The following is an 11,094-nucleotide window of genomic DNA, read 5'->3' on the forward strand; positions in this document are numbered from 1 at the left end:
GCTTTACCTGTAGCGTATTAAAAAGGCCTTGGCTCATTCTGAGGGGAGCCATACATATTCTGTCCGGGACCTGCCCTCCCGTTATAAAAAAGGTTCGGTAAGACGGTATTTGTGGGAAAACAAGACCAGTCCCACTTTTGACTTTATGCCAAATTTGTCAAACAGGGCAGTACGGTAGGATTCTATGGACTTAACCGATAACTTCATGATGTCGGCCATTTGTTCATAGGTATATTCTTTTTCGTCACAGACCAGTTTCAGGAATTCGAGTTCCCTGCCGGTAAGTACCACCTCCGGTTTTTTTACTGCTTCAGGATCATAATTCCTTATTCTTTTCAGAATATCTACAACATTTGTGTACCCAATTTTTATAATATTATCTATGGCGGTTTTCAATTCCTGTGCCGTACAGTTCTTATGCAGGAAGCCCCGGGCGCCATGATGGTATGCCGCATTGATTATGTCTTCATCAAAATGCTGTGTAAGGAGCAGCACCTTGTAGTCCACTACATTGTCTCCCAGCGCTTTCAGCACTTCGATGCCGTTTGTGCCAGGCATGGAATAATCGAGTATGAGCAAGTCGGGCATCGGGGTTAGGGGTAATGCTTCCAAAAAACCTGCGCCACTATCAAACTCATGCACAACCTTGTAGTTATTGAGTTTGTGCAGCAGTTCCATGAGTCCGTGCCTAACAATTTTGTGGTCATCAATGATGCCTATGGTAATTTTCTCCATGGTTCAGTTCTTTTTCTCCGAAAGGGTAATAGTAGTGCCCTTCCCTGTTACGGATTGTATCGTTACCTCATAATTTATCAGGGCAGCACGGCTGATTATATTAGGAAGCCCCAACCCATCACTGCCTCGCAGAGCTTCTCCCGTGACATCGAATCCCACGCCATCATCAGCTATCACCATTACAAATAGCGGTACTATGCTAAGCTTAATCATAACTTTTCCGGCTTTGGCATGTTTGATGATGTTGTTGGTAACTTCCTGGAAAATCCTGTAGATCACAATTTTTTCATCCGTGGCAAACTGTTTTTTCCTGTCACCCTTAAATGCATAAGTCACCTCCATCTTGCCGTGTTTTTGCAGGCGTTCCACTTCTGCTTCGAGAACTTTTAGGAAGTCCTGCTGCATAAGCATCTGGTTATTGAGCGAATGGCTCAGGCTCCTTATGGAATCAGAAATGCTACTGATTTGCATTGATAGGGGCTGCAACACGTCATTCAACTCAGGCGAATCGAGTTTCAGGTTTTCGAGCATAAAATTTACGTAAGTAAGCTGCTGCCCGGCATCATCATGGAGGTCCTGCGAAATATTGTTGAGCACCTGCTCCTGCGTTTCAAGGATTGTAGTGTTGAGCGTCTTTTGGAATTCAATGTCTTTTTGGTAAATAAGTTTGGTATAGCTCTTAATTTTGTGGATGTACAGTTTAATTAACAGGAAACAGAACAAGACAAGCATGCTCACAAAGAGCAATATGATGACGATGCCAAGCGCTACCTTATCAATCATCTGTAGATTGTTTTTGCTTATAAATATAAACATTTATAAGAGAGTAATAAATAAGGTTTACGATGGGAGTAACGAAGTAGTGGAGTTCTATACCCAGTACTTCTTTGTACAGCAATGACTTTAGGTCAAAAGCAAACGTAAAGCTCAACCCAAAAAAGAAAATTACGGGTGAGAACCTCAACAGGTAATCATTCGAAAAAAAGAACAGGAAATTTTCTCTGCGCAATTGGTAAAAACTCCCGTAAATAAAAATGATAAGGTATAAAAAGGCACCAGCAACAAAAGTATAATTGTTCATTTCATGCAGCCCCTTAATACACAACAGGTTAATGATGCCAAAAACAACAAAACTCGTGAGCAATAATATAACGGCTGTTTTTTTCATAATATCCCTCGCCAGTAAATACAGCCACAGTCCGTTGTGAAGGATAAAGCTAACAGAATAGATAAGGTCTTTACCTGCCAGCAACGCAGATAAAATTTCAGTACTGACAGATACCCCCAGTATCATCAATAATATCTTATTGTCCTGCTTGCCCCTGTCAAGGCAGATGATTGCCGCAATGAAGCTAATGAGGATATAGGCGGGCATTATGTAGTTGATGGTTTCCTTCATGGCGCAATTAGCTTTTCGCACTATTTGTAATTAAAGAGCTCTCGGTATTCGGGTATAATCATAATAATAATAATAATTTGTCCCGGCGATGGAAAATAAAATACCGGGGCTGCCCTTTATCTCCGCCTTCTTGATTGTTATTTCCGTAACCGTTGGATGCTTTTCAAGCAAACCTTTCAGGAGTGGCATCGAAAAACAGTTGCCATCAATCTCAAAATCGTCCGTTACTTTATAAATAAGATCATACTGAGTACCATTTGGCTGGAAATCAAAGCTAAAATACTTGGAATAATCATCTTTAAAATCTGCCCCTGCTGCTTTTTTTAATTTTTCAACAGATACTGTCTCCTTAGCAATGATGGTACCTACTTCAGAGGCATCAATGAGATGGGCTTTAATAATTTCAGGCCTGGATTTAGGAAAATTTATATAAGCATCGTTTAGTTCCAGCCAATCTGCTTCATCATCTTTTAAATTGGTTACGTCAATGTGAATATCGTTCCCATTAATTTTGTAAATCATATTCATGCATTGATGGCTTTGGATCCAACATGTAGGACATGGTAATTTTGTTTTATCAATAATTAAATGAGTTTCCGACGGGGCGTTATTACACACCATTCCTTTATCCAAAAATTTTACGCTAACAAACGTGATAGTAGTTGCTGCTAACGCTACAAGAGGCAGTTTAAATCTTTTTAGGTTCATCATTTTAGTATTTAATATTATCATACAAATATCTGACAATAAGCACTTAAAAAAGTAGGTAAAACCCTATTTTTTTAATAGGCATTTAATAGTTTTAGGATCCAGCCCTATACCATAATATCCCCTCCTGGCCGATAGGCTTTTTCCCGTTTCATGCCTCCTCCCCGGGCGGTACCTTTGGTTTAGAAATTAATGTTTAACCCTAAATCAATGAATAGGGAAATAAGTAACCGGAGAGATATTCTGGCAATGGTACTGATAGGCTTTTCGTTTCTGGCTATCATAGTTATTTCTGTGCTTTATTTTAAGGAACCTGAGAATTCCGAACACGTAAAAAACCTCTTTAATGCCCTATTGCCTTTAATGAGCACCTGGATTGGCACTGTCCTGGCATTTTATTTTGGAAGGGAGGCTCAGTTGGGGTGTAAGTTCTAATGAAGAAGTCAAGGCTCAATAAATAATAAATTGTTATATGGCCGGCACCTGTAATTCAGTTACGAGGTGTTGCCAATATGAAATCTATTGCCATGAATTCCTTGCGTAGGGATTTGTATCAATGAGGTGGGCCGCACATATCCTGTTCAGCGCCATTTTTGTCTTGTTGGCGCTCACTGCCCTGCTGCTGATCCGGACACCGTCAGTAATTATACTCACCTAATTATTCACAAAAATTTTGATATAAACGCCGTTTTCATATAGGGTATGAAAAAAAAAGCCGCAAATACTGGGTATTTGCGGGCTAACTGAAGCCAAGGAAAGGCTCTACAGTCGGGGTGGCAGTATGACTCCAAACCACCACAACTACTTTTTACATCAAATAAATTATATATGTTTCTTGAAATGTACTCACCGTTTTACCCTCAAAAGGTTTGAACAATAATATTTATAAATTTAATGAATATGGAGGCAAACATATTAAGGGGATATAAACTACTAAATGATTAAAGTCACCTATTGTGTATGGTGATACATCTATTTGATTACGATATCAACTTTTTGATATCTACCCACGTACCTCCATTAATGACATTGGTAAAACCATTGCTTTCTAAAATTGATTTTGCCTGGCTGCTGCGGGCACCGCTCCGGCAAAAAACTATGATTTTATCCTTTCCTTTAAATTTTGCAAGTTGTGCCTGCAACTGGCCAAGTGGTATATTGACCGAGCCTTTTACATGCCCTTCTGAAAATTCGGCAGGAGTCCTTACGTCTACCAGAAAGGCGCCGTTGTTTATAAGCTCCGTAAAAGCCATAGTATCAGGTTTCCCAAACATATTTTTAATTAATCCGAACATAGTATTTAAATTTTAGTTTTATCAATGCCATACAAATATAAAATGATGCCACTTTTTGTACAGTAACAAAAGTAACATTCATTTACGTTAATTTACTGATTGCAACATTTATTATCCTGTACACCTAATTTCCTGAGGATATCTTCCATCAGGCACCACCTGGTAATAGAGGATTGCAATAGGTTTGCCCCTACAAATGCGGTAAACCACAGCCAGTTTTGGTCGACATAAACGGCCAGCAAAAGGCTTATAAGTATAAAACTGCCGGCTATTGCCCGTATAATTCTGTTTATCATTTTATTTATTTTAGATGTTATTATCTCTTTTTGGTTCTTTTTTTCTTTCTGTTATATAATAGATTACCGGTACTACAAGCAAAGTGAGTATGGTAGAAACAATGGCTCCCGCAACCAGAGAGATAGCCAATCCCTGAAAAATAGGGTCGAAGAGTATTATAGATGCCCCAATAACAACTGCTCCCGTAGTTAGCAGGATGGGGGTGGTTCTTACGGCTCCAGCTTCAATAATAGCGTCTTTAAGCAATACCTTTTCTTTTAGCCGTATTTCAATGAAATCTATAAGTAATACCGAATTCCTTACCATTACCCCAGCAAGCGCAATCATCCCTATAAAAGAAGTTGCGGTAAAGAAAGCGCCCAATGCCCAATGGCCCAGTATAATACCTATTAAAGAAAGCGGTATGGCAACCATCATAACAAGCGGTGTCCTGAAGTTTTGGAACCAGCCCACGATGAGCATGTAAATAATGATAATAACCACCATAAATGCTACCCCCAAATCACGGAATACCTCGAGGGTGATTTGCCACTCGCCATCCCATTTCACGGTAAAATCACTTTCATCTGAAGGCTGCTCCATGTACAGTTCGTTTATTTTATAGCCTGTGGGCAACTTTATTTTTTGGAGCTTTTCTTCCATGCCCAGTATGGCATAAACAGGGCTTTCAAGGGTTCCCGCCATATCTGCCGTTACATATACCACACGCTTTTGGTCTTTTCTGTAAATGGTTTTTTTGAGAGTATCCTGCTTAATAGAAACAATGTCGCCTACCGGAACCATATTCCCTTTACTGCTTTTTATCTTTAATTGCTGTATATCCTGCAAGCCACTTTTGTCTTTATCATCAAGTGATAGTACAATGCCTACATTGTCACTCGCATTCTCATCATGCAGGCTGGAGAATGGATGCTCTTTTAAAAGATAAGTAAGATTTGCTACCACCTGTTGCGGCGCAACCCCGTTAAGCATAGCTTTTTCCCTGTCAATTTCTATCCTGTATTCTGTCTGGTTGTCTTCTGCCATCCAGTCAACATCTACAATATCAGGTGTCTTTTCCAGAATATCTTTTACCTGTTTTGCTACCTTTATTTGTTCTTTATAGTCGGGGCCATATATTTCAGCAACAAGTGTAGATAAAACAGGTGGCCCGGGCGGCACTTCTATAATCTTCACATTGGCACCATATTTCTTCGCTATCTTCTGTACTTCAGGGCGGACATCTTTAGCTATAGTATGGCTTTGGCCCTCACGGTCTTCCTTATGCAGCAGGTTTACCTGTATATCAGCCATATTGCTGCCGCCGCGCATATCATAGTGGCGAACCAGCCCGTTAAATGTTATAGGCGCCGATGTACCTACATAGTTCTGATAGCTTACTACTTCGGGCTTAGTGGCAAGGTATTGCGCAATTTCTTTTGTAACTGCCGCTGTACGCTCCAGTGTGGTGCCCTCAGGCATGTCTATTACTACCTGGAACTCGTTTTTATTATCAAACGGAAGCATCTTTACCGCCACTGTTTTTGTAAAGAACATGCCTACCGAGCCGATTAGCAATACTACTGTAAGCCCTAGGAGTAGCCTTCTTTTTGTACTGTTATTGAGCAATGGCCTTTCCAGGCGGTTATATATTTTGTATATTAAACTTGTTTCTAAACCTTTGGCTTTTTTCTTATCCTGATGGTCTTTTTCCCTCAGCAAATGATACCCCAGGTAAGGTGTAACAGTTAGCGCCACAAACAAGGAAAGAATCATGGCTATAGAGGCCCCTATAGGCATAGGGCTCATGTACGGCCCCATCATGCCGGATACAAAAGCCATTGGCAATATGGCTGCAATAACCGTAAATGTGGCCAATATGGTTGGGTTACCTACTTCGTTTATAGCATATATAGCGGCTTTCATAAAGGGCAGCCGCTTCATTTTAAAGTGGCGGTGCATGTTCTCGGCAATAATAATGCTGTCATCAACCACGATACCCACCACAAACACCAGCGCAAAAAGTGTTATCCGGTTAAGGGTATAGCCAAACAGGTAGTAGCTGAATAAGGTGAGCGCAAAAGTAAGCGGTACCGACAGGAACACTACAAGTCCGCCGCGCCAGCCCATAGCAAGCATAACCAAAACAGTCACCGCTACTATAGCAATGCCAAGATGTAATAATAATTCGCCTACTTTATCAGAAGCTGTTTCGCCATAGTTGCGTGTAACTTCAACATGTACATCATCGGTTATCAGGTTTTGTTTGAGATGCTCTACCTTGTCTAGTATTTTTTCAGATATCTTCATGGCATCAGCCCCTTTAACCTTGCCTATAGATATGGTTACTGCAGGGTATTCTGACTTTGCAACTTTGTATTTTTCATTGGCTTGGCCGTACCCAAAGGATACGTAGCTTTTAGGTGAAGAAGGGCCGTCTTTTACTATGGCTACCTGTTTTAAATATACAGGTATATTATCATGTATGCCTACTACAAGGTTTTCCACATCCTCAGTATCAGATAGGAAAGAGCCTGTAGTGATGAGGTACTCTTTATCTGCATTTACAATACCACCCGACTGCGTACTGCTGTTATTGGCCTGGACGGCTTGCATAATTTCAAGGGCGTCAATACCCAGGCCGGCCATTTTATCTTTATCAGGTACAATGCGGAGTTCTCTCGTGCTGCCGCCTATCTCTTTGGTAATGGCTACATCTTTAATTTTTTCAATTTCAGAGGTAACTTCTTCTGCAAGCTGACGCAATTCAAAATCATTAAGCCTGTCGCTCCAAAAGGTTAGCCCCAGCATAGGCACATCATCAATAGACCTTGTCTTTACAACAGGTTTATAAACTCCCCGCGGGAACATGCCATCGTGTTTAGCCAGTTCGTCATAAAGCTTTACATAAGAGCGCTCTACATCCTGCCCCACATAAAACTGCACAATAAGCATTGCCTGCCCGTTCATGGCCATGCTATGTACGTGTTCAATACCTTTAATGTTAAGCAGTATTTTTTCCAACGGCTTTACAACCTTGCTTTCCACTTCTGCGGGGCTTGCCCCGGGGTATCCTACCATTATATCGGCCATAGGCACATTTATCTGGGGCTCTTCTTCCCTTGGTATAAGGAAGGAACTGTAAACGCCTATTATCATAAGCCCGGCCATCAGCAAGACGGTAAGCTTAGAGTTTATGAACAACCGGGCGATCCTGCCCGAAATACCTTCTTTCATATTATGTATTTGTTTACATCATTATTTAATAGTTACAGGAGTTCCGTTGTACAACCTGCCCTCTGCCGATACAATGTACTTTTCATCAGGCGAAAGCCCTGATAAAATTTCAATACTATTTCCGTATTGCCGACCCGTTTTCAGCCATCGCAGAATTGCTTTATCGCCGTTACCTATTGTATAAATCCCGGTAAGCTGCCCCTGGTTTATCAGCGCTGTTACAGGCACCAAAAGTTTTCCGGGCTCTTTAGCTACAGCTTCACTTTTTACAGGAAATTTCACATTCACATACATGCCTGCCCGTAGTGACGGATCTGCTTTTTCCAAAGTAATTTTTACAGCATACTGGCCTCCCGTATTCTTAGCAGAGGTGCTTACCTCGGTTACTTTTCCGGATTGTTCTTTTTCAATAGACTTTATAAATATCTGTACCTGCATACCGGGTTGTATCGCATTAATATCTTTTTCCGAAACTATTGTGCTTACCTGTAGCCTTGAAGCTCCTTCGATACTTAAAAGCGGCATCCCGGGGTTTGCCATGTCGCCCTCTTTATTAAATGTATTGGTGATGGTGCCGCTAAAAGGGGCTTTAATATTGGAATAAGAGAACTGGGCAAGCACTTCATTACGCATTTGCTTTGCACCTTCCAGCGCTGCTTTTACCATTTCAAAGCGCGATGTCATATCATCCAGCTCTTTTTGCGACGCACTTTGCTGCTCAAAAAGCTTTACAAAACGGTCATAATCTTTTTTAGCATTATTGTAAGCCGCGCTTGCCTGCAAAACATTCGCCTCTGCCTGTGCTTTTTTTGCCAGCAGATCGCTATTGCTTATGCTTACCAGTAATTGCCCTGCTTTTACCTGTTGCCCTACGGTAACATGCATTGCAGTAATGTAACCCATTATACGGGTGCTTATATTAGCACTGTTCTCTGCCTCTGTCATTCCGCTTGCAGTAATAAAGCTGTCGCTGTTCTGCCTGTTGTCCTGATTTATAGTAACTGCGATGGGCGCTGCTTTTTCAATCGGTTTTTTAGTGTCCCCACCACAGGAATAAACTATGGATATGCCTGCAAATACTAAGGCTAAAGTTGTGTTTTTCATTTGTTATCGGGTTAAGAATTCTAAATATTGTTGCGTAAAATTGTATTCGTATATTGCCAGGAGCATTTCAAGTTCTTTTTGCAGCATCAGGCTTTCGCCGGTAAGCAGGTCTGCGGCTTTTTCCAGCCCCTGCGCAAAACGATTGCTCCTTATGCGATAGGCTTCTTTAGATTGCTCCAATGCCAGCACAGAGAGGTTTACCTTGTTTTCAGTATCTTTTAAAAGGCACTTTACTTTATCAATTTCAAGAAGGCTTTTTGCGGTATATTGCTGCTTTTCCACCTCAGCTTTTTCCATCTCAGCTTTTGCTTTCTCCATTTTTCCTAATAACTTGTAGCCATCAAACACATTCCACGACAGCTGCAACCCAACAGTGTAGCCATTGGCATCGGCCTGAAAAAGTTTATCATCATAAAGCTCATAATTTACAAAAGCGTTCAATCGGGGCATTACGCCCATTCTTGATGATTGCCACATCCTTTTATAAGCTTCCCCAGATTTTGACATAGCCAGGATGTCTTTACGATTATCTATAGTAATGACACGATCATAGGCCGGAACTATCGTAGTGCCTGCTTCTTCAGCAGGTTTAAAAACTTTGCCATTGATGTCCTCGTTCATTAAAAAAGCAAGGTGCCCCGAAGCATTAAGCAAATTGCTTTTTGCGTACTGCAGTTGGTTTTTTATTTCATATTCCCTTACCATGGCCGCGAGAAGGTCGGTTTTTTGCAACAGCCCCTGATTATAGTAATTTTCAATAAGTGCCAGGTTGGATTGCGCTGTTACTAAGGCTTTTTCAAGTACGCTTACGGCTTTGTATGCCAATTGAAGTTCCATGTAAGCTTTGCCGGATTCTAATTCAAGATATTCCTGAGTACGGGTTGTTTGTAACTCATAAGCTTCCATTTTAGACTTTGCTGCTTTCCGTGCAAACAGGCCGTCCATATTTAGCAGGGGTTGTAAAATTTCTACCTTAACAGCAAAATTCTGGGTGTTATCAGGATTATTAAGCCGGCGGGGGTCAAAGTCTGATGCTGTCAGGATCTCCTGGTTCAGCTTTGAGCCGAAAGCCATTAGGGGATTTGTAGTTGAAATTGCAGTGTAAGAGGCCGATATACCTGGAAGGAATACAGCATTGCTTTGCCTGTAATCAGACCGGGCCAATCTGTATTCCAATCCCGCGATTTTTATCTCGAGGTTCTTTGCAGAAGCTTTTTCAGCAACCTCTTTTTTAAAAATTACTATTGTGTCCTGCCCGAAATTCTTAAAGGTGAGCAGTAGGGTTGTAAACAATATGCTATATCTATGTCTCATAAAATTTATTTTATGAGACAAAATTATATTGCTCTCAGAGGCCAGTCAGTAACAAAAGTTACATAAAGCTTCTTATTTTAAAAGCTCAATAGTATTGCGGTTCAGTTTAACAATACCGTCGTTTTCTAAGGCTTTCAATAACCTTGAGACTACCACACGGGAAGTATTGAGCTCATAGGCAATTTCCTGGTGCGTATTGGAAATAACATATGATCCGGTCACTTTCGACTTTTCATGCAGGTAATTTAAAAGGCGCTCGTCCATCTTCATGAAAGCCAGGTTGTCTATGGCTATAAGCATTTCGCTCATCCTCTTATTGTAGCTGGAAAAAACAAAGTTTCTCCAGCTTTTGTACCTGCCCAGCCATTCCTCCATTTTCCCAATAGGTATCATGGCAACACTGCCGCTTGTTTCGGCCACGGCGCGTATCTCACTTTGCGTATCGCCCAGGCAGCATGCCAAGGTCATGGCACAGGTGTCGCCTTTTTCAAGAAAGTAAAGCAGCAGTTCTCCTTCTACCTTGTCTTCACGCGATATTTTTATTGCGCCGTTGATTAGCAAAGGCATCTGCCGGATGTATTGGCCAATTTCTATAAGGCAATCCCCTTCCGCAAAATCCATAAAGACTGCGACAGCTGCTATATCGTTGATCAACTGTGATTCGAAAACAGATCCATAAGCTTTTATAAGACCTTTTTTCACCAAGAATGTGATTTTACTGTAAATATACTTATTTTCGGGCGTCTCGCTTATCGCATTATTAAAAAACCTGAGTAATGATCTTGCACCCGGTATCTGATTTTATATTAATTGGAAGATTCACGCTATGAACGCCAATGCTCCATTGCAAAGATAATATTAAAATTCATGGAGTATATTTATTAATATAAACGCCGTTTTCATATAGGGTATGAAAAACGAAAAAGCCCGCAAACACTGGGTATTTGCGGGCTAACTGAAGCCAGGGAAAGGCCCTACAGTCGGGGTGGCAGGATTCGAACCTGCGACCTCCTGGTCCCAAACCAG

Annotated in this window: 11 protein-coding genes; 1 reads left to right on the top strand and 10 read right to left on the bottom strand. The window is 41.1% G+C overall.

The window, feature by feature from the left end:
* Positions 1 to 81: 81 nt before the first annotated feature.
* Genes CHU92_RS13660 through CHU92_RS13675 form a run of 4 tightly spaced genes read right to left on the bottom strand, consistent with a single transcriptional unit; the run spans position 82 to position 2,845 of the window.
* On the bottom strand, positions 82 to 735 hold the full coding sequence (locus tag CHU92_RS13660; RefSeq protein WP_094416501.1) for a response regulator: 654 nt from the start codon (positions 733 to 735) through the stop codon (positions 82 to 84).
* Between the two features lie 3 nt (positions 736 to 738).
* The gene (locus CHU92_RS13665; protein WP_165764668.1) at positions 739 to 1,518 is read right to left on the bottom strand and encodes a sensor histidine kinase; all 780 of its coding nucleotides are present in this window, start codon (positions 1,516 to 1,518) and stop codon (positions 739 to 741) included.
* Positions 1,511 to 2,134 carry a hypothetical protein gene (locus tag CHU92_RS13670; protein ID WP_094416505.1) on the bottom strand — a complete coding sequence of 208 codons (624 nt, stop codon included), beginning with the start codon at positions 2,132 to 2,134 and terminating at the stop codon, positions 1,511 to 1,513. The genes CHU92_RS13665 and CHU92_RS13670 overlap by 8 nt, the downstream gene beginning before the upstream one ends.
* A gap of 30 nt (positions 2,135 to 2,164) precedes the next feature.
* Positions 2,165 to 2,845, bottom strand: a complete 681-nt coding sequence (locus CHU92_RS13675) for a hypothetical protein (protein ID WP_129583095.1) — start codon at positions 2,843 to 2,845, stop codon at positions 2,165 to 2,167.
* A 207-nt stretch (positions 2,846 to 3,052) separates the two neighbouring features.
* Here CHU92_RS13675 and CHU92_RS13680 point away from each other — a divergent pair, with 207 nt between their 5' ends.
* On the top strand, positions 3,053 to 3,277 hold the full coding sequence (locus CHU92_RS13680) for a hypothetical protein (protein WP_129583096.1): 225 nt from the start codon (positions 3,053 to 3,055) through the stop codon (positions 3,275 to 3,277).
* A gap of 545 nt (positions 3,278 to 3,822) precedes the next feature.
* Here CHU92_RS13680 and CHU92_RS13685 read toward each other — a convergent pair.
* From CHU92_RS13685 to CHU92_RS13710, 6 genes are all read right to left on the bottom strand, one after another.
* Positions 3,823 to 4,137, bottom strand: a complete 315-nt coding sequence (locus CHU92_RS13685; protein WP_094416511.1) for a rhodanese-like domain-containing protein — start codon at positions 4,135 to 4,137, stop codon at positions 3,823 to 3,825.
* 92 nt (positions 4,138 to 4,229) lie between these two features.
* On the bottom strand, positions 4,230 to 4,433 hold the full coding sequence (locus CHU92_RS13690; protein WP_094416512.1) for a YgaP family membrane protein: 204 nt from the start codon (positions 4,431 to 4,433) through the stop codon (positions 4,230 to 4,232).
* 10 nt (positions 4,434 to 4,443) lie between these two features.
* The gene (locus CHU92_RS13695; protein ID WP_094416514.1) at positions 4,444 to 7,650 is read right to left on the bottom strand and encodes an efflux RND transporter permease subunit; all 3,207 of its coding nucleotides are present in this window, start codon (positions 7,648 to 7,650) and stop codon (positions 4,444 to 4,446) included.
* 21 nt (positions 7,651 to 7,671) lie between these two features.
* Positions 7,672 to 8,754, bottom strand: coding sequence for an efflux RND transporter periplasmic adaptor subunit (locus tag CHU92_RS13700; protein ID WP_094416516.1), 1,083 nt, complete (start codon positions 8,752 to 8,754; stop codon positions 7,672 to 7,674).
* A gap of 3 nt (positions 8,755 to 8,757) precedes the next feature.
* Positions 8,758 to 10,068, bottom strand: a complete 1,311-nt coding sequence (locus tag CHU92_RS13705; protein ID WP_094416518.1) for a TolC family protein — start codon at positions 10,066 to 10,068, stop codon at positions 8,758 to 8,760.
* Between the two features lie 72 nt (positions 10,069 to 10,140).
* On the bottom strand, positions 10,141 to 10,770 hold the full coding sequence (locus tag CHU92_RS13710) for a Crp/Fnr family transcriptional regulator (RefSeq protein ID WP_243389610.1): 630 nt from the start codon (positions 10,768 to 10,770) through the stop codon (positions 10,141 to 10,143).
* Positions 10,771 to 11,094 lie beyond the last annotated feature (324 nt).

Source organism: Flavobacterium cyanobacteriorum (assembly GCF_002251835.1).
Taxonomy (GTDB): domain Bacteria; phylum Bacteroidota; class Bacteroidia; order Flavobacteriales; family Flavobacteriaceae; genus Flavobacterium; species Flavobacterium cyanobacteriorum.